The organism is Acinetobacter sp. ANC 5045, from assembly GCF_004331005.1.
GTDB lineage: Bacteria > Pseudomonadota > Gammaproteobacteria > Pseudomonadales > Moraxellaceae > Acinetobacter > Acinetobacter towneri.
The window spans coordinates 1-19,063 of sequence record NZ_SJNS01000017.1; the positions used below are offsets into that span (position 1 = coordinate 1).

Annotated in this window: 22 protein-coding genes and 4 tRNA genes; 21 read left to right on the forward strand and 5 right to left on the reverse strand. The window is 40.6% G+C overall.

Going from position 1 to position 19,063, the window contains the following annotated elements; translation table 11 throughout:
- The coding region (gene tnpA / locus E0H79_RS11930; protein ID WP_131261728.1) for an IS200/IS605 family transposase at positions 1 to 225 on the forward strand (225 nt) is incomplete at its 5' end.
- Between the two features lie 67 nt (positions 226 to 292).
- Here tnpA and E0H79_RS11935 read toward each other — a convergent pair.
- Complete coding sequence (locus tag E0H79_RS11935; RefSeq protein ID WP_131261729.1) at positions 293 to 1,552, reverse strand: GGDEF domain-containing protein; 1,260 nt, start codon at positions 1,550 to 1,552, stop codon at positions 293 to 295.
- A 197-nt stretch (positions 1,553 to 1,749) separates the two neighbouring features.
- Here E0H79_RS11935 and pyrC point away from each other — a divergent pair, with 197 nt between their 5' ends.
- The 20 genes from pyrC to E0H79_RS12030 all read left to right on the forward strand — a co-directional run bounded on the left by pyrC (position 1,750) and on the right by E0H79_RS12030 (position 13,711).
- Entirely contained in the window at positions 1,750 to 2,784 is a 1,035-nt protein-coding gene (pyrC, locus tag E0H79_RS11940) for a dihydroorotase (RefSeq protein WP_004972678.1), read from the forward strand.
- Positions 2,769 to 3,431 (forward strand): ribonuclease T, encoded by a 663-nt coding sequence (gene rnt / locus E0H79_RS11945; RefSeq protein ID WP_131261730.1) that lies wholly within the window; start codon positions 2,769 to 2,771, stop codon positions 3,429 to 3,431. The genes pyrC and rnt overlap by 16 nt, the downstream gene beginning before the upstream one ends.
- 215 nt (positions 3,432 to 3,646) lie before the next feature.
- Positions 3,647 to 3,805, forward strand: coding sequence for a hypothetical protein (locus E0H79_RS15320; RefSeq protein ID WP_004972674.1), 159 nt, complete (start codon positions 3,647 to 3,649; stop codon positions 3,803 to 3,805).
- A gap of 149 nt (positions 3,806 to 3,954) precedes the next feature.
- Positions 3,955 to 4,030: transfer RNA gene (locus tag E0H79_RS11950), tRNA-Glu, on the forward strand.
- Positions 4,031 to 4,140: 110 nt separating this feature from the next.
- A complete protein-coding gene (locus tag E0H79_RS11955; protein WP_026438458.1) occupies positions 4,141 to 5,559 on the forward strand; it encodes an amino acid permease in 1,419 nt (472 codons plus the stop codon).
- A gap of 288 nt (positions 5,560 to 5,847) precedes the next feature.
- Positions 5,848 to 5,923, forward strand: a tRNA-Glu gene (locus E0H79_RS11960).
- 25 nt (positions 5,924 to 5,948) lie between these two features.
- Positions 5,949 to 6,024: transfer RNA gene (locus tag E0H79_RS11965), tRNA-Glu, on the forward strand.
- A gap of 55 nt (positions 6,025 to 6,079) precedes the next feature.
- A tRNA-Glu gene (locus E0H79_RS11970) sits at positions 6,080 to 6,155 on the forward strand.
- A gap of 347 nt (positions 6,156 to 6,502) precedes the next feature.
- Positions 6,503 to 6,751: a hypothetical protein gene (locus tag E0H79_RS11975; RefSeq protein ID WP_070076102.1), complete on the forward strand. Its 249-nt coding sequence runs from the start codon at positions 6,503 to 6,505 to the stop codon at positions 6,749 to 6,751.
- A gap of 9 nt (positions 6,752 to 6,760) precedes the next feature.
- Positions 6,761 to 6,994, forward strand: a complete 234-nt coding sequence (locus tag E0H79_RS11980) for a hypothetical protein (protein ID WP_070076103.1) — start codon at positions 6,761 to 6,763, stop codon at positions 6,992 to 6,994.
- Positions 6,984 to 8,156 carry a replication initiation factor domain-containing protein gene (locus E0H79_RS11985; protein ID WP_228258790.1) on the forward strand — a complete coding sequence of 391 codons (1,173 nt, stop codon included), beginning with the start codon at positions 6,984 to 6,986 and terminating at the stop codon, positions 8,154 to 8,156. Before E0H79_RS11980 ends, E0H79_RS11985 begins: the two co-directional genes overlap by 11 nt.
- A gap of 38 nt (positions 8,157 to 8,194) precedes the next feature.
- Entirely contained in the window at positions 8,195 to 8,476 is a 282-nt protein-coding gene (locus E0H79_RS11990) for a hypothetical protein (protein WP_070076104.1), read from the forward strand.
- Positions 8,473 to 8,685 carry a hypothetical protein gene (locus tag E0H79_RS11995; RefSeq protein WP_131261731.1) on the forward strand — a complete coding sequence of 71 codons (213 nt, stop codon included), beginning with the start codon at positions 8,473 to 8,475 and terminating at the stop codon, positions 8,683 to 8,685. The genes E0H79_RS11990 and E0H79_RS11995 overlap by 4 nt, the downstream gene beginning before the upstream one ends.
- 111 nt (positions 8,686 to 8,796) lie before the next feature.
- Positions 8,797 to 8,997: a hypothetical protein gene (locus E0H79_RS12000; protein WP_131261732.1), complete on the forward strand. Its 201-nt coding sequence runs from the start codon at positions 8,797 to 8,799 to the stop codon at positions 8,995 to 8,997.
- Positions 8,990 to 9,247: a major capsid protein gene (locus E0H79_RS12005; RefSeq protein WP_131261733.1), complete on the forward strand. Its 258-nt coding sequence runs from the start codon at positions 8,990 to 8,992 to the stop codon at positions 9,245 to 9,247. The genes E0H79_RS12000 and E0H79_RS12005 overlap by 8 nt, the downstream gene beginning before the upstream one ends.
- Before the next feature lie 111 nt (positions 9,248 to 9,358).
- Complete coding sequence (locus tag E0H79_RS12010; protein ID WP_131261734.1) at positions 9,359 to 10,678, forward strand: virulence factor TspB C-terminal domain-related protein; 1,320 nt, start codon at positions 9,359 to 9,361, stop codon at positions 10,676 to 10,678.
- Complete coding sequence (locus E0H79_RS12015) at positions 10,675 to 10,953, forward strand: DUF2523 family protein (protein ID WP_125272310.1); 279 nt, start codon at positions 10,675 to 10,677, stop codon at positions 10,951 to 10,953. Before E0H79_RS12010 ends, E0H79_RS12015 begins: the two co-directional genes overlap by 4 nt.
- A 69-nt stretch (positions 10,954 to 11,022) precedes the next feature.
- Positions 11,023 to 12,207, forward strand: a complete 1,185-nt coding sequence (locus E0H79_RS12020) for a zonular occludens toxin domain-containing protein (RefSeq protein ID WP_131261735.1) — start codon at positions 11,023 to 11,025, stop codon at positions 12,205 to 12,207.
- Positions 12,204 to 12,473, forward strand: a complete 270-nt coding sequence (locus tag E0H79_RS12025) for a hypothetical protein (RefSeq protein WP_131261736.1) — start codon at positions 12,204 to 12,206, stop codon at positions 12,471 to 12,473. The genes E0H79_RS12020 and E0H79_RS12025 overlap by 4 nt, the downstream gene beginning before the upstream one ends.
- Positions 12,474 to 12,886: 413 nt before the next feature.
- Positions 12,887 to 13,711, forward strand: coding sequence for a tyrosine-type recombinase/integrase (locus tag E0H79_RS12030; protein ID WP_100833116.1), 825 nt, complete (start codon positions 12,887 to 12,889; stop codon positions 13,709 to 13,711).
- A gap of 244 nt (positions 13,712 to 13,955) precedes the next feature.
- Here the strand turns inward: E0H79_RS12030 and E0H79_RS12035 are convergent, their stop codons facing one another.
- The 4 genes from E0H79_RS12035 to E0H79_RS12050 all read right to left on the reverse strand — a co-directional run bounded on the left by E0H79_RS12035 (position 13,956) and on the right by E0H79_RS12050 (position 19,002).
- Positions 13,956 to 15,200 carry an NADH:flavin oxidoreductase/NADH oxidase family protein gene (locus tag E0H79_RS12035; RefSeq protein WP_004972669.1) on the reverse strand — a complete coding sequence of 415 codons (1,245 nt, stop codon included), beginning with the start codon at positions 15,198 to 15,200 and terminating at the stop codon, positions 13,956 to 13,958.
- 142 nt (positions 15,201 to 15,342) lie between these two features.
- The gene (locus E0H79_RS12040) at positions 15,343 to 16,944 is read right to left on the reverse strand and encodes an ABC transporter ATP-binding protein (RefSeq protein ID WP_131261763.1); all 1,602 of its coding nucleotides are present in this window, start codon (positions 16,942 to 16,944) and stop codon (positions 15,343 to 15,345) included.
- Entirely contained in the window at positions 16,922 to 17,932 is a 1,011-nt protein-coding gene (locus tag E0H79_RS12045) for an ABC transporter permease (RefSeq protein WP_131261764.1), read from the reverse strand. The genes E0H79_RS12040 and E0H79_RS12045 overlap by 23 nt, the downstream gene beginning before the upstream one ends.
- Entirely contained in the window at positions 17,932 to 19,002 is a 1,071-nt protein-coding gene (locus E0H79_RS12050; RefSeq protein WP_131261737.1) for a microcin C ABC transporter permease YejB, read from the reverse strand. Before E0H79_RS12050 ends, E0H79_RS12045 begins: the two co-directional genes overlap by 1 nt.
- Between the last annotated feature and the right edge of the window lie 61 nt (positions 19,003 to 19,063).

Below are 19,063 nucleotides of genomic sequence, written 5' to 3' on the forward strand. Positions count from 1 at the left end.
TCCGACCATGTTCACATGCTTATTCAGTATCCACCAACGGTACAGTTAAGCAAATTGGTTAATAATTTAAAGTCTGTAACAAGTAGAAGAATGCGAAATGAGTTTTTAGACTTGAGAGGGAATTATACAAAACCTGTTTTATGGTCAAGATCATATTTTGCAGGGTCTTGTGGTGGTGCGCCTTTGGAAATAATCAAACAATATATTCAGAATCAACAAGGTTGAAATTTGTGAAATCCACCTCCACCCTGACTGACGGGTGGAGTCCTCTTTCACTTGGAGATAGAAAAATTTACAGCACTTCTTCCACCTGCAAAGTGTGGTAATAAATTTGATTACGTCCCAACTGTTTCGCACGGTACAAGGCTTGGTCTGCACGTTGTAAGAAATCGCTTTTAAAAATGTCCGCCTCACCTTTATAGACGGTAAAGCCCAAACTGATGGTGACATTACTGTCAACCAAAGATTGACTATGTGGAATCGCTAAACGCTCAACCGCTTTAAAAATATTGGAAGCCACAGCATACGCACCATGCGCATCGGTTTCTGGCAATAACACCACAAATTCTTCACCACCATAACGCGCAACAAAATCCATGTGACGAATTGAGTCTTTAATGGATTTGGCAATCGCTGAAATGACTTCATCTCCCTTTTGATGCCCATAATGATCGTTATATTTTTTAAAAAAATCGACATCGATAAAGAGTAAAGACAATGGCACTTCATCATGCCGTGCCTGTTCGAAATAGCTGTCCAGCATTTCATCAAAAGTACGTCTGTTGGATACTTTAGTCAGCGCGTCATGCTGACTTAAATGCAACAATTCTTCAGCATGAATACGGTTAATTTTTTCACTAAGTCGGGCTTGGTGCATGACCAAAAAAATCATCCGCTCACGGGTACACAGCATTTTACTGATTAAAAAACCCACTACCGTACTGCCAACCAACACCCGCCCCATCACCATCACATCAATTGGAATATACAAGGTTAATAGCATAATCATGGCAACCACAGCCGCCATTAACCCAGTCAGCAGCATGTGAAACGGCTTCACCCCCGTCAGTACAAAACCCATAATATAAATCATGCTGATGATCATCATGGCTTGGTGTCTAAACACTTCGGTATGCACCGTCATGGTCAGCCAGGTCATCGACACAATGGCCCAAAAAATCATAGCCATGGCGGCATAGGCATAATACTGGCGCAAAATTTTATAATGGGCAAAAAAGAACAGGGTCAGTAAGCAAAACGCGCCATTGACCAAGCCTAGTAAAGAGTGGATAAAATCGTGTTTAAAAAAATTACGATCAATAATCCAATAATCCCCAGTAATCATCAGCACGGTGATAATAAAGTAGATGAGTACGCCCGACCAAAAATATTGGTTAATGTTGTGCCGAGCTTGTTCAAGATGCTGTTGCCAAAACTCAACTTCCAGTTGTTTCGGAAAAACCTGCCCCGCACGTTTACGTTGACGTTTAATCAACTCTTCATTTTTTTCTTTGTCGTACTGTAGCTTGGCTAACTTATATTTGTATTCCATGGATGCTTTAAATTCCATTTAATCACGATTGTTACACAGCAAAACTGTAACAACCTGAATATAATTTTTTTAGTGGTTTAAAAATAACACAATGTCGAAACAATTAATTCAGGCATTTCTATTTTTTATGGCTTTCGACGTTACCATTTTAACATTTATAGATTATCATCTGTTTTATTTTTCAGACTGGCAGCGCCTTGAATACGATTACTCTTATCCAGCCAGATGACTGGCATGCTCATTTACGTGATGGTTTAGCACTACAACGTACTGTTCCCGATCTTGCCAAGCAATTTTCACGCGCAATTTGTATGCCTAACCTTGTTCCACCAGTAAAAACGGTAGAAGAAGCGGAAGCGTATCGTGAACGCATCATGGCACACGTCCCTGAAGGTGTAAATTTTGATCCGCGTATGGTGTTGTATTTTACCGATCAAACCTCTCCCGAAGAAGTCAAGAAAATTAAAGCCTCTGCGCATGTGAATGCCATTAAACTTTACCCTGCTGGCGCGACCACCAATTCAGACAATGGGGTGAGCGACATTCGTAAAGTATATGCGGTGATTGAGCAACTTGAAGAACAACAAGTGCCATTATTACTGCACGGCGAAGTCACGCACAATCATGTCGATATTTTTGACCGTGAAAAACGTTTCTTAGATGAAGTGCTTTCACCATTATTACAACAATTTCCAAACTTAAAATTGGTGCTTGAACACATTACGACCTCTGAAGCAGCGCAATTTGTTTTAGAACAAGGCCGTAATGTCGCAGCAACCATTACCCCACAACATTTATTATTTAACCGTAATGATATGTTAGTAGGTGGCGTAAAACCGCATTTCTATTGTTTGCCTATTTTAAAGCGTCAAACCCATCAACAAACCTTATTAGAAGTCGCAACTAGCGGAAATCCTAAATTTTTCTTAGGGACAGATAGCGCACCGCACTCAAAAAATGCCAAAGAAAATGCATGTGGCTGTGCAGGCTGCTATAGTGCGCCTACGGCAATTGAGCTTTATGCACAAGCTTTTGATCAAGTTGGACGTATTGACCGCTTAGAAGGCTTTGCAAGCTTCTTTGGTGCAGATTTTTATGGTTTGCCGCGTAATACCAACACCATTACTTTGGTGAAAGAAGAGCAAATCATTCCAACCAGTTTAGACTACTTGGATGGTGAACAAATTATTCCGTTATATGCGGGTAAAACCATTCAATGGAGAAAAGTGTGACAGATACAACTTTGCCCGTGATGGGGCAACGTTTTCGTGGTTTTTTGCCTGTGGTGGTCGATGTGGAAACCGCAGGCTTTAATGCCCAAACCGATGCTTTGTTGGAAATTGCTGCCATTCCAATTATTTATGATGCGGATGGCAAATTTGTACCAGGTGAAGCGTATCATGCGCATATCAACCCGTTTGAAGGGGCAAATTTAGACCGTCGTTCGTTGGACTTTATTGGGATTGATCCTTTCAACCCTATGCGTATGGCTATGGCTGAAGATGAAAAAACCGCATTAAAACGGATTTTCAAATCAGTCAATGAAGTGCGTCGCCAACAGAATTGTACCCATGCCATTTTGGTCGGTCACAATGCGCATTTCGATTTAGGCTTTGTACAAGCAGCCATTGCCCGCACAGGCACGAAAAACCAAAACCCATTCCACAGCTTTTCAGTGTTTGATACAGTGACTTTAAGTGCGGTGATGTTTGGTCAAACGGTGCTGGCAAAATCATGCATTCAGGCAGGTATTGAGTTTGATGGCAAAGAAGCTCATTCAGCTTTATACGATACGCAAAAAACTGCAGAGCTGTTTTGTTTTATTCTAAATAAACTTGCGCCGCACATGGTAGAGAACTTACTCAACCCAGATCAATAATACGATTTGTACTCGAACATTGAGATGTTTACAGGATGACAGACTGCGTTTGTCGTCCTGTTTTCTTTTTAGTGTTGTGGTTTTGATTCGTGCTTTTCAACCACAAGACTGAGCATCAAAATGATTTTTACTGCGAATCAGCTTTTATGCATGCAGTCTTTTGAGCTGGCTTTGGTTATAATGGCAATATTCCAATTTGTGTTATTGATTCTGCCATGTTGAAAAAAATTGTCTTGGTTTTGGTCATTCTCGCGCCTTCTGCGTTGTATCTTTATATTGTGAATCGTGAGCCTGCTCAACCTAAACCAAGCACTCAACCCGCAGCCACACAAACAACAACCACTGAAAAGCAATATCAAACCCCTGATCATTAAAATGATGCACCGTATTCAAATTTACATGCACTGATTTATTTTTAAAGATGTATTATTTTTTAAGCAAATAACAAATAGTGCGGCAGTTTTTTTAGATTCAGGTTTGACACTGTCGCTAAAAATTCATAATATACGCATCACCTCGCAACGTCCCTATCGTCTAGAGGCCTAGGACATCGCCCTTTCACGGCGGTAACCGGGGTTCGAATCCCCGTAGGGACGCCATTTATCGTGCTATACGATCATTTCTAATCCAAATTTATTATTTCAAGATTGCAGATTTGTAGTTTTTCTCTACAATACTTCGCTTCATTTCATTTTTTCTCCTATCACTTATGCCGTCATCGAATCATCAAAATGATGCTGTGCATCAAGGCAATACTATGCCTTTAAAACGTGCGATGAGCACTCGACATTTGGTTATGATTTCACTGGGCGGTGCTATTGGCACAGGTCTATTTTTAGGCTCAGGTGAAGTCATTGCACAAACAGGCCCCGTTGGCGCCATCATCGCTTATATTTTTGGTGGTTTAATTGCCTATATGGTGATGCTGTGTTTGGGCGAGCTTGCCGTACACATGCCTGTTTCAGGTTCATTTGGGGCATACGCCAAACAATATATTGGACCTGGCACGGGCTATACCATCACTTGGTTATATTGGCTCACGTGGTCGGTCACTTTAGGCACAGAATTTACCGCCGCTGCGTTGCTAATGCAGGAATGGTTCCCGCATATTTCCATGTGGATTTGGACACTGATTTTTGGTGGCGTTGTATTTGGTTTGAATATGATTTCCACGCGCTTGTTTGCAGAATCTGAGTTTTGGCTATCTTTGGTCAAAGTCGTGACTGTCATTGCCTTTATCGTTTTGGGTTTAATGGCAATTTTAGGTGCTGTGTCTTATCAAGGTTATACCTCTGCACCTTTATTTAGCAATTTAACCGCACAAGGTTGGTTTCCTGAAGGGCTATTCCCTATTTTTGCCACCATGTTAATTGTTAATTTCGCCTTTTCAGGTACAGAGTTGATTGGTGTTGCCGCAGGTGAAACCAAAGACCCTGCCAAAAACGTGCCTAAAGCAATCAATACCGCAATTTTCCGTCTGTTGATTTTCTTTGTAGGTACCATTGTGGTGATTAGTGCCTTGCTACCACATCAGGCTGCAGGTTTGGCTGCAGAAGGTGTAAGCAGCAGTCCTTTTGTAACGGTGTTTAATCAGATTGGTATTCCTTATGCGGAAGATATTATTCGTTTTGTGATTATCACAGCGTTACTCTCTGCAGCGAACTCAGGTTTATTTGCAGCTTCACGAATGATGTGGTCGCTCTCACACCAAAAGCAATTACCACAGATTTTTTCTAAGGTGAATGCGCGTGGTATTCCTTATATTGCAGTCATGGTCACCATGCTCGGTGCAATGCCAGGTTTATTGTCTGAACAATTTGCGCCTGAAACCATCTTTAAAAACCTCTTGGGTGTGGCTGCATTTACCATGGTCGTGGTCTGGATGAGCATTTGTTTAAGCCAGTTTAACTTCCGTCGCCAATGGTATAAACAAGGTAAAACCGTGCAGGACTTAGGTTTTGCTGCACCGCTATTTCCAATAGTGCCTATTTTAGGTTTTGTGTTCTGTTTTATTACTTGCTTAAGTATGGTGTTTGACCCTGAAATGCTGGCAGGTTTTATTGGCTGTATGATTTTTATTGTGTTGTGCTATCTCAGTTATTACATGATTTATCACAAAAAATCATAATGCTTTTTTAGCGATGATGTAAAACAATAGGGGCGATCTTCGGATTGCCTTGTTTTTTGAGTTGTGTTGATTAGCAATGAATACTGCAAAATACAAAGAAAATCATGCTGCTCTAATAAATGTGTCCATTTAAAAATAACTTGAAAAGCATGATTTTTACCGCTTCAAACGTATCACGACAGCAGAATAGTTTTAATTTTATTCAGTTGAACATTTTTTTCAGAATTATTGCAGAAAAGCGTTTGACACCCCCCCTTATACGCCCTATTATACGCCCACCTCTGAAACGTCCCTATCGTCTAGAGGCCTAGGACATCGCCCTTTCACGGCGGTAACCGGGGTTCGAATCCCCGTAGGGACGCCAATTTCAGAAGTAGATATTTTTTTAAGTCCCTATCGTCTAGAGGCCTAGGACATCGCCCTTTCACGGCGGTAACCGGGGTTCGAATCCCCGTAGGGACGCCATATTCTCAACAACTGCATTGGTTGTTACATGGTTTAAAAATATAAACTTCTATTTGTCCCTATCGTCTAGAGGCCTAGGACATCGCCCTTTCACGGCGGTAACCGGGGTTCGAATCCCCGTAGGGACGCCATATTTCCCAAGATTTAGCATGTTCTTTGTCTAACTCTTGCATAACAATAAATAGTGTTTCAGCTACATTTAACCTTGCAATTTCAGCCATTTGGCATACGTGGTAAGGCGTTGGCTTTCTTCTTCCTGCTTTCCAATCTGATATAACTGTCGGTGCAATATCTAATCTACTAGATAGATTTTCATAGCTTCCTATTCTGTCTTTACACATTTCGATCAAGTCTTTAAGCATTTATGCCCCCTTGTCTTTTACATATTTGTGAACTAGATTGACTTCACATAATTGTATAGTTTTTTTTGTTCAGAACTTTACAAAATTGTGAAGTACACAAAATAAAGGGGCAACACATGAGCGATTACAACAATAACCCTGCTGGGGCTAAGCAGTACGTTTTAGATCAGATTGCACAGATTGAAAACTACGAAGGCCCGCATTTTGCCATTATTGATTTAATTCAAGATCAAGTTTACGGAGCAATCAAAGCCTATTCTGCTCTCGGTCTTTTCGATTACTTCGAAGTTGATGAACTCGCTGCAAAACTTTCAAAAGCTCATTGGTCTGCTACTTCAAACATTATTAACAATAATTTTAATTGAGTATAAAAAATGACTGAATTAGAAGCATTTGAAACTATCGCTCGCAAAGTCCACTCGGACGGACAAGCTTCAATCATGGATGGGATTCCTTGCCCTCATTCTGTTTCAGTCCTTTTTTATATTGAAAACTTTTTAAATGATCTAGGTCAATGCTCTCCAGTAGTGTCTGCATTAACTCATGACCTAGACATACATAACCGTGAATGCATCGAGTTCAACGGGGGCTATGGCTATGATGACTAATTACAAGGCTAATCAAACACTTAACCCTTTATCCACATCTCCACTGTGGGTATCACTTTTTAGCGATGTTTCCCCCCGTAGTAACACGGGGGAAAAGTCCCGCAGTGAATCCATGCACAGCCTAGAAAAAGCCTATAAAGATTACCCGTTACAGCACACCGTTATGGTACTTACCGAAGATGGCCCAAAACCTGTATTAATCCGTCGTCCTGCTGCTGGAGAGGTTGCCGTTATAGATTGGTTAAACATAACTATGCATAAAGATACGTTCTTAAATTCAGTTACCACAAAATTAACCGAAAATCCTGATACTTATTGTGTATATGCCCTAGAAGCTGTCCTTAAAGATATTTTTGGTTTTGGCATCGAAAAGAAGATGGTTAACGGTATCAATTACTATGATGAAGCCTATCAACTCGAAAATGAGTGCGGTTTCATCTGTGTAGGCGGTCAAAACAACACAATTATGCTGTCTATTTCTGGTCAAGGTTGCACAGCTGGCCGTTATGGATGGGAGGAAGATTTACATGCTTGGCTCTCGCTTTATGCCCATCGTCCTAAAATTACTCGCATTGATTACGCTTTTGATGATCTGTCTGGCGTTTTGGTTTCACCTGATTGGGCGAATGATCAAGATACTATCGGGGGATTTACTTGCGGTGGGCGACCTCCTGCTTTTCGTACTGATGGCTGTTGGAAGCGTCCTGATGGTACAGGTCGCACAGCTTATATTGGAAAACGAACAAGCTCCAAGTTCTGCCGAGTCTACGAAAAAGGAAAACAGCTAGGCGATCAAAACAGCCTTTGGACACGTGTAGAAGTCGAGTTTAAATCTCGTTCTTATCACATCCCTCTAGATGCCCTGCTCAATGCATCTGAGCATTTTCTCGCTGCGTATCCATGCTTTCACGTTTTCGATGATCAATCTAAGGCCATCAAGTTTGAAATGTTGGAGAAAAAAGCCGAAATCACTTGGGAAAAAGCTATCGAAATTACCAAGCATCAATTTGGCAAATATTTAAACGCTTTCCGTAAATTCTATGAAGATGATTCAAAAGTCTTGGATATCTTGATGCCTGAAAAGGATGAGTTTCCTAAACGGCTAAAACCCTTACTCATAGATTTTACATCGTCACTTCCCCCTACTGCGTTGCCTGCATAGGTTAGGAATATCACTTAGGCTATTTAGGAAAATTAACCATGCGCTTTACTACTACTGCCGTTATTACTGGTGCGAAATGCTACAACAATACTGTTGATGGTGTTCTTCATAACTTCACAAAAATTTATGTCATGACTGATCTAGGTGATTCAGGCTTTGGATCTGCCACTGTGGAATACAAGTGGGGCACGGCTGACAACATTAAAAAGATTCAGGATTTGCCTTTCCCGCTTAATGCCAACATTTCAATGGAAATCGTCACGAATGGTAATAAACAAATGACCATCGTGCATGACGTCTCTCCAGTGGCTCAAAAATGAATGATGAGTCCAACGTTATTTTAGAACGTGGTTTTGTTCGTATTCCTTTTGCAACTGCTTCTCAAATCAAGATGTATCTTGAATTTCATAAAAAGTATTTGCTTGAACAGACTGATACAAAACCTGATGAGTTTGCGATTAGACGATTGAATTATTACATCGACTGTTTGACCACTCCATCAATTGAATCTCTTAAGACTATGGATTAAGAAATGACTTATTACGCTTCTTGGGAATGTTCTAAATGCTACTGCATATTTTTCTATGCACAGCAAAAAGATTTACACGAAAAAACCTGTAAAGGTTAAGGATTTTAAGACATGGCATACGTTTGTGAACAACTGCAAATAATTGACGGGGTGCAAACGTGTGTTTTGTGGGCTGAACAAGTCGGTATTAACGATATGTTTGGCATAACAACTGCACAAGCTGCACAGATCGGTTTAGCTTCCGCTTTAGTGATTGTCGTTGCGGCTGTGTTTAATAAACTTGGTCAAATAGGGGATAAATCTCATGACTGAACAACAAAAAATGGGCTTAGCTCAAGTACAAGTTAAAAAGCAATCTCGCTTACAAACTTTCTTAAATCGTGGTGCTGTTGTTGCAACTGTTGCAACTGCTACTGGTGCTGCCCGTGCTGATTACGATGTATCTGCAATCATCACGAACCTTGGTCTTGCTGTTACTGCTGCTGCGACAATTGGTGTTGCTTGGCTTGGTTTCACTGCTGGCATTGCAATTTGGCGTAACCTTCGCGCTGCTGCGAAGTAATACAAAGGGGGTTCGCCCCCTTTCTTAATTCATCGGGGGCAATATGGAAGCATCTATTTTTAACTGGCTTATTGTCATTGTCTTTATCGTTGCTATCACGGTGCTAGTAAAATGAAAACAATTATAAAAATATTTATTTGCCTTTCGCTTATTTATACCCCTTTTTTTGCTTTCGCAGGTGCTGCTGAAAAATGGGAAGTCTTAGAAAATAATTACGATCATGTATCAAATAAAGTAAAAATCGAAGCTCGAAAAATCACGCAAGATGCTGCAAATAGTGGTCGTTATAAAGTAGAAGTACCTGTAAATCCTAGTGCATTGGGCAAAACTGTAAAAACAATGATGTGGACTGGTATTGCCGTTGCAGGCGTTCAAGCTATGCTTGAGGGTATAGGCTGGGTAATAGATCATGGTTCGCAAACAATTAAACGCCCTACTGGAACTACAAATCCTAATCAAATTATTGACGGGGTTTATGTTTGTATTTCAAACGGATGCGCTAATTATAATGTTTCACAATCTGGTTATTTTTCTGCATTATCTGCGGCATTGAATAATTTTAATTCTGTTCACAGACCAAATAATCCGATTACTAAATCAGAAGATCTTAGCCTTATATATTCAGCATATAATGAACTATTGAACCGTGCTGTAAATAATCCTAATACCAGACAAGCTAAGAATGTTGATATTCCGGGTATAGGGATTGATCCTCAAATTTCAGTCTGGGCAATTGCTAAGGTTACGTTACCTGAGCCTGAATTTGAATATTTATCTGATTCTGGACTAGGCAACGAAATTATCGGTAAAGGTGAAAATACTCAACCTTTGCCTTCCGCTGTTCAGGACGCTTACTCACCTAATAACCCTGCACAGTCCGAACCTGCACCACAGGCAACGCAAGACGCGCTTGATAATGCAAACCCTCAACCTGAACAGGAACCAAAAGGAGAATCTGAAACAGAACCTGAAATAGACCCTGAAACAGGGGAAGCAACAGGAAAGGAAAAAACCACGTTTGAACTTCCAAATTTTTGTTCTTGGGCGCCTGCTGTTTGTGACTTCTTCAAAGTCCAAAAAGCTGATAATAAAGACATAAAAAACAATCAACGTGAACAGATTCAACAAGATAAAACTTTCTTTGAAAAAGTTAGTGATTGGTTTGACTGGTCACAAGCTGATGATGATCTTCCTGACAATGAATCTCCTGAGATAGTCGAGCATGTAATGCCTGATCTTAAGGAAGATGCTATATCTTGGGGTGCTGCTTGTCCTGCTGATGTTTCTATTCCTATCTCAATGCAAGGTGTCTCCAGTACGCTTGTTTTTTCTTGGGGGCCTTGGTGTCAGCTCTTATCAATTATTAAGCCTGCAATTATTGCGTCAGCATATATTGGTGCGGCTTTCATTGTTTTGGGGCTTAGAACATGAAAGCAATTTTATTTGGTCTTACAAGTTGGCTTCTTTCTAATTTTGCCAAGAAAGTCTTAGTCGGTGCGGGTGTTACGATTGTTAGTGGTGCGGTAATCAATATCATTCTTACAACCTACATCAATAAAGCCATATCAGCTTCAAATCAAATTGATTCAACGTATTTAGGCTTGCTTTCAATATCAGGCTTAGATCATGCAATTTCAATCATCATTGGCGCTCTAATAGCACGGGCTACCTTATTAGCTGCCAATTTATCATTTAAAAAGGCGTGACTGACTGCGCGCACCGCGTGCGCTTCTTCGCATGCGTAAGCGTGGACGGTCACGCCCTGGAGATAATAAATGCTCATATTAATTACAGGTAAGCCAGGTTCTTTCAAAACTGCAAAATGTGCATCACTGGCAATTGATTACTTAAAAGCGGGTAGACGTGTATTTACCAATATTGATGAATTTAATTATGAGGGTGTTGAAAAACTACCGGAAAATGATGATTGGACAAATACTCCGATTGGTTCCGTTGTTATCTATGATGAAGCTCAACAATTCGAATTTTTACAGTACAAAGGCCGTGAAAAACTATCTAGTGATCATCGTGTAAAAGAATTAGAAGTACACCGTCACACTGGTCATGACATTATTTTAATTACACAGTCCCCATCGTTTTTGCATAATCACGTTTTATCTTTAGTTGGTGAGCATTACCATTTACACCGTGCTTATGGTCGCTCTTATGCTGACGTTTTTCTGTGGCGTTATACTGCGCACAGTCCAGATTCCACTGGTGCAAAGAACAAAGCAGAATCCCATACTAAATTTAAACCTGACGCAAAGATTTTTGATAAATATAAATCAACCGAAGTTGATACTCATAAATTAAAAATTCCGCCCCTTTATTTCAAATTAGGCGGATTTCTCGCTTGTGTACTACTTTTAATTGGTTACATGGTTTTTGGTTCAGATAATCCATTTTTAAGTGCATCCAAAATTAAAGAAAATGCAGAATATGCCACAGGCAAAAAAGACGCTGAAACAACTGTAGTCGGTTCACAAGCTGCCAGTGTGACTACTGCATTTGACCCTAATATTGAGTGTAGAAAGGGTGTCAATGTTGAACGTCCTGAATGTATAGCTTGGTTTGATGGTCTATCTAAATCGGGTGCATCTGTTCAATCTAATGAATCTAATGCTTTTGTAGTTTCTTACAATCCTAATCAGCCTTATGACGTTGATTTATCCAATGTACCCTTGCAAATTGTAGATTATCCACGCTTAACCGGATGTGCAAAAAAGCCTACTGGAGAGGTTGTAGGCATAGATCAACAAGGTAATATCATGCCTAATCTTGATAAAAACGCCTGTCTGAAATGGCTTAAAGGTGAGCGCCTATTTGACTATACAAAACAACCAACACAGGTGAATAACAATGCTTCAGTACCTAATCAAGCAAATAATTCGCAACCTAGTGAACTATCTATTCAGGAATTGGCGAAGATAGAACAGGCTAAAATTGAGGGCTTAATATGATTACTATTCAAGATATTTCTGCATTTGAATCCATTGCTACTTTTATTTTTGTAATGGGAATAGTAGCCGGTTCAATTTGTACTGGAATTTTTAGAGAGATTAGAACTGCTATCAGCTTGCATTACACAAAGCCATCTCGCATTAAAACTGAAAACGGTTATTTATATCGCTTTAGAAATATGTATGTTCCGCTTGATAAGCGTAACGCTTTGCGTTCGCAGGCTATTCAGAAATACAAGGAATCACGTATCAAAGAAAATCTTTGATAATTTCTGCACGCTTTGGAATTTTACCGTACTTGATGCTTTGTTTTGATTTTAGGGTGATCGGAAATTTGTTGATTTCAAGACTTTTAATAAAACGCCCCTGCTTTTTCAAGCTGCTGATCTCGTACACTAAAATCTGATTGCCACGTTTTATGACGTGCTTCTCCAGTAGCGCATCTTTTGCGATTTTATACAGCAAATTGGTATTTGATATATATCTGTTTTTATCGAATAAATTTTCAAACATGGTTTTACAGAACGAGTGTCTACGAGTGATTCGGGATTTTTGATTCTATGACTTCTCCCTCCTTGATTACAAGCTCCCTTTTGCCTGCAAACGGGAGTTTTAGAGCGTCCCGCATGGGCGCGAACTGATAGATTTGAACTCCCGCTATAAATAAGTAGTTGTATTTATGAATGTTAGAGAAATAGTTGAGTTTTACGCTCGCAATGGGCTTTTTGATTCTAAATATACTTATTCAGATAAAATCATGCATCTAGAATGGTTTTATCAATTTGATGAAGTCACAATAGAATTGATCAATGAATATTGTGCATATAGAAAACTACAGGGAGTGAAAAACAGCACAATTAACCGTGAATTAAATCTTATTAAGTCTGCTTTTAATTATTACCTGAAACATAAAAACGTCACCTTTAAAAATGTATTTAATGGCTTTCGCTTATTTGAAGAAGATTATATCCCAAAGTTTTTAAATGCGACTGAATGCCAGAAGCTATTATTTGCTGCAAAGCGTTACAACAATTATCTATTACATGATTTTATCTTGCTTGCGCTCAATACTGGTTGCCGTGCTTCTGAATTGACAACACTCACATGGGATAACGTGTCTATAAATGACCGTTTTCTTATTATCCGTAATTCACTTTCTAAGAATAAAAAGACTGTTTACAAGCCCATTAACGATACGTCTTTCGATGCGCTTATTCGGCTTAAAACACATAGAAAATATGTTTTTTACAATCCTAAAACTAACAGTCATATAAAAAGTTTCAGGCGTGGTTTTCAATGTGCTGCTCAACGTGCTGACTTAGGTCATTTAAGAATCCACGATTTAAGACACACATTTGCAAGCTTTCTTGTAAAGCAAGGCGTTCCGATCTATCACGTTTCAACATTATTGGGTCATTCTGACACGCGCATCACCCAGCGTTACGCTCATTTAGCACCTGAAAATTTACATGAGGTCTTAAAATGTTTACCTTCTTTGGTATAAATTTACAAATATTTACAATTAATTTGATAAAGAAGATACTCGCCCTTTCACGGCGGTAACCGGGGTTCGAATCCCCGTAGGGACGCCATATTCGAGAGGTTTACATCTCAACAAAAAGCCCAATCAATATGACTTGGGCTTTTTGCTATCTAACGCATTAGTTTTATATTTCAATCTGTGCGGACTGATTCAAAAACCATAGTTTAAGCTTTGAATCCGTCCACTGAGGTTTGAAAAATACGAATCAAGCTGATTTACGTGAGTTGACCTGTCCTTTAATCACCGCAGTTAAATTGCCTTTTAAATATTTGAAAAAGACTTTTAAAGGCGAGAGTTTCGGGTTTGGACGCTTGCCTTGTGCAATTGCTTTGAACTGCGCGGCATACCAAATAATTTCCATAATTGCCATTTTATCAATCATCGGGATACCAGTTTTAATTTTATCGACCCCGTAACGTACATCTTGACCCGCCAACAAACGGTTGGCTAAATCGGTTTCTACCGCAAATGGTCGGGCGATCCCAATAAAGTCACATGCACCACTGTCCAAAGCAGCATTCATGGCAACTACCGTTCTAAAACCACCTGTCACCATTAAGTGGCATTTCACCTGACTGCGAATCAATTCCGCAAAAGATAAAAAATAGGCTTCACGGGCAATGGTACTTGGTTTACGTTTATCAGCTTTAGAGCCTGCCATCGCGGGTGCTTCATAAGTACCACCTGAAATTTCAATCATATCTATACCTGCTTCATCCATGGCTTTAAACACGCTAATCACTTCTTCTTCAGTGATGCCGCCACGTTGAAAATCTGCAGAGTTTAGTTTGACTGATACAATAAAATTGTCTGAGGTCGCTGCACGTACCGCTTGATAAATTTGCATCAAAAAGCGCATACGGTTTTCAATATTGCCGCCCCATTGGTCTTGGCGTTTATTGGTCAGTGGCGATAAAAACTGGCTGATCAAATAGCCATGCGCACCATGCAGTTGAATCCCTTCAAAGCCCGCTTGCTCACAAATCTGTGCAGCTTTGGCAAAACGCTGAATAATATCGAGGATTTCATCTTCATGTAGTTCACGTGGTGTACCAAAACTCAAAGCTAAACTTGGACTAAAAGGCACAGCCGAAGGTGCAACCGTTTCTTTATTCAAACCTTTCGGACATTGCCGCCCAGGATGTGACAACTGTACCAATTGCACCATGCCATAACGTTTACCAACTTCTGCCCACTGTTTGAGCTTTTCTATATCTCGGTCTGATTCAATTCCCACAACACCCGGTTCATTTTTGGCACGTAAATCGACCATTACGTTGCCAGTGATGGCACAGCCCAAACCACCTTTTGCCCATGCTTCATATAGACCTAAATGCAGGCTATTCGGCTGCCCTGCCGTGTTGGCAAGCGCCTCACTCATCGCGCCTTTAATGATGCGATTTTTAAACATGGTATTACGAATCTGAATTGTTTCGGCAAGATGGCTCATACACTGTTCCGTATTGTGTTTTATTGGTCTTTTTTACTCTAAAGATTTTTCGGAACAGGTCAATGCCATTTTGACAAATCTTATTGTCAAAATGGTAAAACAAGTCAGCCAGCCGAAATAGCTGTTTAAAAATATTGAAGGTTTAATACTCACTGGCAGCAATCAATTGACGGGTATATTCTGTTTGCGGATGGCTAAATAACTGTACAGTATCTTGAAATTCCATGACTTTCGCTTGATGCAGCACCAACACTTTTTGACACAGTGCTTTCACCACTTGCAAATCGTGGCTAATAAACAAATAGCTCATCTGTTCTTGCTGCTGCAAACGGCGTAACAGCTGCACGACAGCACGTTGCGTGGTACGGTCTAAGGCAGAAGTCGGCTCATCCATAATTAACAGTTTAGGACGCAGCACCAACGCGCGTGCTAATGCAATCCGTTGACGTTGCCCACCCGACAATTCATGCGGATAGCGTTGTTTAAAACTCACAGGCAATTCCACTTTGCTTAGAGCTTCATCAATGCGCTGGATGATTTCAGGCTTGGACAATTGTTGCAATGCCAAACCCTCACCAATGGTTTGCTCCACATTTAAACGTGGATTTAAGCTGCTAAACGGGTCTTGAAATACAATTTGAAACTGCTGACGTAAGGGACGCAATTGGCGTTCATTCAGTTGATTCAGATCTTGCCCAAGTAGTTCAATTTTTCCCTCACTTTCAATCAATCGTGCAATTGCAAGTGCCAATGAACTTTTACCCGAACCACTTTCACCGACAATACCAATAGATTGACCTTGCGGAAGTTGCAAGCTTAACGGCTCAACCGCAACCACATAATCTTTAACCCGATTCAGCAAGCCTTGTTTAATCGGGAATTTCACAGCAACCTGCTCCAACTCCAAAATGGTCGGCAACTCATCAACCTGCAAAGCTTCACCAAAATCATGATTCAACAAGTTTTGGGTATAGGCTTGCTGCGGTCTATTAAAAATATCTGCCACACTGCCCTGTTCTTCGACCCGCCCCTGATTCATTACAATTACCCGATCTGCATAGTGTTTGACTAAATTCAAATCGTGGCTGATCAAAATCATGGCCATATTACGACGCACTTGCAGGCTTTTTAATAAATCCAAAATCTGCGCCTGCAAAGTCACATCTAAAGCCGTAGTTGGTTCATCAGCAATTAAAATATCGGGATCGAGTGCCAACGCCATTGCGATCATCACTCGCTGACGTTGCCCCCCAGATAATTCATGTGGATAACGCTTTAGTTTTTCTTCAGGCTGAGGAATGCCAACATCTTCAAGTAATTGCAACACACGGGCACGCGTTTTTTCCTTGCTCCAACCTTGGAGCAACAAACTTTCACCAATAATTTTTTCCACGCGATGCAAGGGATTTAAAGCCGTCATCGGTTCCTGAAAAATCATGGCAATTTTTTGACCACGAACTTGCTGCAATTGTTGCGGTTTAAGGCGAAGTAAATCCTGTTCTGCAAAGATTGCCTGACCTTGCACCTGTAAATGTTCGGGCAATAAACCCAGCAACGCCAAACTGCTAATAGATTTTCCAGAACCACTTTCACCGACTAACGCAATAGTTTCTCCTGCATGCAGCTCAAAGTTTAAATCATGCAGCAAAACCTGTTGCTGCTGCCGAATATGCAGATGACTGACTGTTAGCAATACTGCGGGCTGTGATGCAGTTGAAGTATTAACGTCTTGGATCGAATGCATCACGGGTCGCTTCTCCAATATAAATCAACAAGGACAGCACAATCGCTAAGGTAAAAAAGCCTGACAACGCTAACCACGGTGCATTTAAATTATTTTTGCCTTGTAACAGCAACTCGCCTAAAGATGCTGCATCGGGCGGTAAGCCATAACCCAAAAAATCCAGTGCTGTTAAAGCTGTAATATTGGCGGTCAGCATAAAAGGCAACTGCGACAAACTCGAACTCATGGCATTGGGTAAAATATGCCGAAACATAATGGTACGATCGGTTACGCCTAAACTTCGCGCTGCACGGACATAATCAAAATTTCGGGCGCGCAAAAACTCTGCCCGAACTAAGCCGACCAGTGTCGTCCAGCCAAACAGCAGCATAATTACAAATAGCCAATACACACTTGGGGTAAACATGCTGACTAAAATCATCACCATGAACAGCATGGGTAAACCACCCCACACTTCTAAAACACGCTGACCAATTAAATCAACCCAACCACCGTAGTAGCCCTGTATTGCCCCGACCAAAATGCCTAGAGCTGCCGATGCAAAAGTCAGTGCAAAACCAAATAACAGAGATACACGCAAGCCATATAAAATTCGCGCCAACACATCACGTCCTTGGTCATCTGTACCTAACCAGTTTTGTGCAGTTGGTGCTGAAGGTACAGGCACGGCCAAATCTAAATTCGGAGTCTGGTAAGAAAACTCAATGAGCGGCCAAACTGCCCATCCTCGGTCTGCAATCAGTTGTTGCACCACCGGGTCTTTATAATCTGCTTCGGTTTCAAATACACCGCCAAAGGTCGTTTCAGGATAAGCCTTGAACACTGGCAGATATAAAGATTGCTCATATTTGACCAATAACGGTTTGTCATTGGCAATCAATTCTGCCGCCAAAGACAATACAGAAATAATGATAAAGACAATGAAACAACCAAAACCCAATTTATTCTGTTTAAAACGCTGCACACGTGCCTGCATGATCGGTGACATCATTTGGCCCCTCGCGAATCAAAACTAATACGTGGGTCAATCACCTGATATAACACATCACTGATTAAGCGCAGAATTAAGCCCAATAAGGTAAAAATAAATAAAGTACCAAAAATTACAGGATAATCACGCTGCACAATCGCCTCAAAACCAAGCAGGCCTAATCCATCTAAATTAAAAATAATTTCTATGAACAAGTTCCCGACAAAGAATATACCCACTAACGCTTCGGGCAAACCTGCAATTACAATTAGCATGGCATTACGAAACACATGCCCATATAACACACGCGATTCGGTTAGACCTTTAGAACGTGCCGCCAACACATACTGCTTGTTTAATTCTTCCATAAACGAGTATTTGGTCAGATAAGTCAGCCCTGCAAAACCACCAATCACCATCGCCAATAAAGGCAATGTCATGTGCCAGAAATAATCGGTAATTTTTCCCCACAGACTTAATTGTGAAAAGTTTTCAGACACCAAACCCTGTAAAGGAAACCACTGAAAATATGAACCACCCGCAAAAAATACAATCAGCAAAATAGCAAAGGCAAACGCAGGAATGGCATAACCAACTGCCAACAAAATAGAAGTCGCTTTATCAAACAACAAACCATGCTGACGTGCTTTTTTAATACCTAATGGAATAGAAATTAAATAAATCAGCAAGGTGCTCCATAAACCTAAAGATAGCGATACGGGCAATTTTTCCCATAACAATTGGGTCACAGGTTTGTCTTTAAAAAAACTGGTGCCAAAATCAAGCTGCACATAGCTGGTGAGCATTTGCCAAAAGCGTTCATGTGCAGGTTTATCGAATCCATATTGCGCTTCGATTTTTGCGACCATTTCATCACTTAAACCTTTAGCACCTTGATAATTGCTGCTATTGGAGGTTGCAGCAGTTTCACCGCCTGTCGCCCCCATGCCCTGAAAGGCTTCGGCTTGCTGAATCGCCTGTTCGACTGGACCGCCCGGTGCAATTTGAATCACCACAAAGTTAATCAATAAAATGAAAAACAAGGTTGGAATAATCAGGAGCAATCTTTTGAGTATGTATGTGCCCATGTACTTACCTTTTGGCAATGTTCTGGTTTATCGCAAACACTGTCATGCTTGAGTTTTAAAA

What these genes read in the sequence shown, in the direction of transcription:
- E0H79_RS11935 (WP_131261729.1), bottom strand. Translation starts at nt 1,552, where the DNA reads ATGGAATACAAATATAAGTTAGCCAAGCTACAGTACGACAAAGAAAAA.
- E0H79_RS11985 (WP_228258790.1), top strand. Translation starts at nt 6,984, where the DNA reads ATGATGACTAATTACAAGGCTAATCAAACACTTAACCCTTTATCCACA.
- E0H79_RS12015 (WP_125272310.1), top strand. Translation starts at nt 10,675, where the DNA reads ATGAAAGCAATTTTATTTGGTCTTACAAGTTGGCTTCTTTCTAATTTT.
- E0H79_RS11995 (WP_131261731.1), top strand. Translation starts at nt 8,473, where the DNA reads ATGAATGATGAGTCCAACGTTATTTTAGAACGTGGTTTTGTTCGTATT.
- E0H79_RS12000 (WP_131261732.1), top strand. Translation starts at nt 8,797, where the DNA reads ATGGCATACGTTTGTGAACAACTGCAAATAATTGACGGGGTGCAAACG.
- E0H79_RS12010 (WP_131261734.1), top strand. Translation starts at nt 9,359, where the DNA reads ATGAAAACAATTATAAAAATATTTATTTGCCTTTCGCTTATTTATACC.
- E0H79_RS12045 (WP_131261764.1), bottom strand. Translation starts at nt 17,932, where the DNA reads ATGTCACCGATCATGCAGGCACGTGTGCAGCGTTTTAAACAGAATAAA.
- E0H79_RS12040 (WP_131261763.1), bottom strand. Translation starts at nt 16,944, where the DNA reads ATGCATTCGATCCAAGACGTTAATACTTCAACTGCATCACAGCCCGCA.
- E0H79_RS12025 (WP_131261736.1), top strand. Translation starts at nt 12,204, where the DNA reads ATGATTACTATTCAAGATATTTCTGCATTTGAATCCATTGCTACTTTT.
- E0H79_RS12035 (WP_004972669.1), bottom strand. Translation starts at nt 15,200, where the DNA reads ATGAGCCATCTTGCCGAAACAATTCAGATTCGTAATACCATGTTTAAA.
- E0H79_RS11975 (WP_070076102.1), top strand. Translation starts at nt 6,503, where the DNA reads ATGAGCGATTACAACAATAACCCTGCTGGGGCTAAGCAGTACGTTTTA.
- E0H79_RS12020 (WP_131261735.1), top strand. Translation starts at nt 11,023, where the DNA reads ATGCTCATATTAATTACAGGTAAGCCAGGTTCTTTCAAAACTGCAAAA.
- E0H79_RS12050 (WP_131261737.1), bottom strand. Translation starts at nt 19,002, where the DNA reads ATGGGCACATACATACTCAAAAGATTGCTCCTGATTATTCCAACCTTG.
- E0H79_RS11955 (WP_026438458.1), top strand. Translation starts at nt 4,141, where the DNA reads ATGCCGTCATCGAATCATCAAAATGATGCTGTGCATCAAGGCAATACT.
- E0H79_RS12030 (WP_100833116.1), top strand. Translation starts at nt 12,887, where the DNA reads ATGAATGTTAGAGAAATAGTTGAGTTTTACGCTCGCAATGGGCTTTTT.
- E0H79_RS11980 (WP_070076103.1), top strand. Translation starts at nt 6,761, where the DNA reads ATGACTGAATTAGAAGCATTTGAAACTATCGCTCGCAAAGTCCACTCG.
- rnt (WP_131261730.1), top strand. Translation starts at nt 2,769, where the DNA reads ATGGAGAAAAGTGTGACAGATACAACTTTGCCCGTGATGGGGCAACGT.
- E0H79_RS12005 (WP_131261733.1), top strand. Translation starts at nt 8,990, where the DNA reads ATGACTGAACAACAAAAAATGGGCTTAGCTCAAGTACAAGTTAAAAAG.
- E0H79_RS15320 (WP_004972674.1), top strand. Translation starts at nt 3,647, where the DNA reads ATGTTGAAAAAAATTGTCTTGGTTTTGGTCATTCTCGCGCCTTCTGCG.
- E0H79_RS11990 (WP_070076104.1), top strand. Translation starts at nt 8,195, where the DNA reads ATGCGCTTTACTACTACTGCCGTTATTACTGGTGCGAAATGCTACAAC.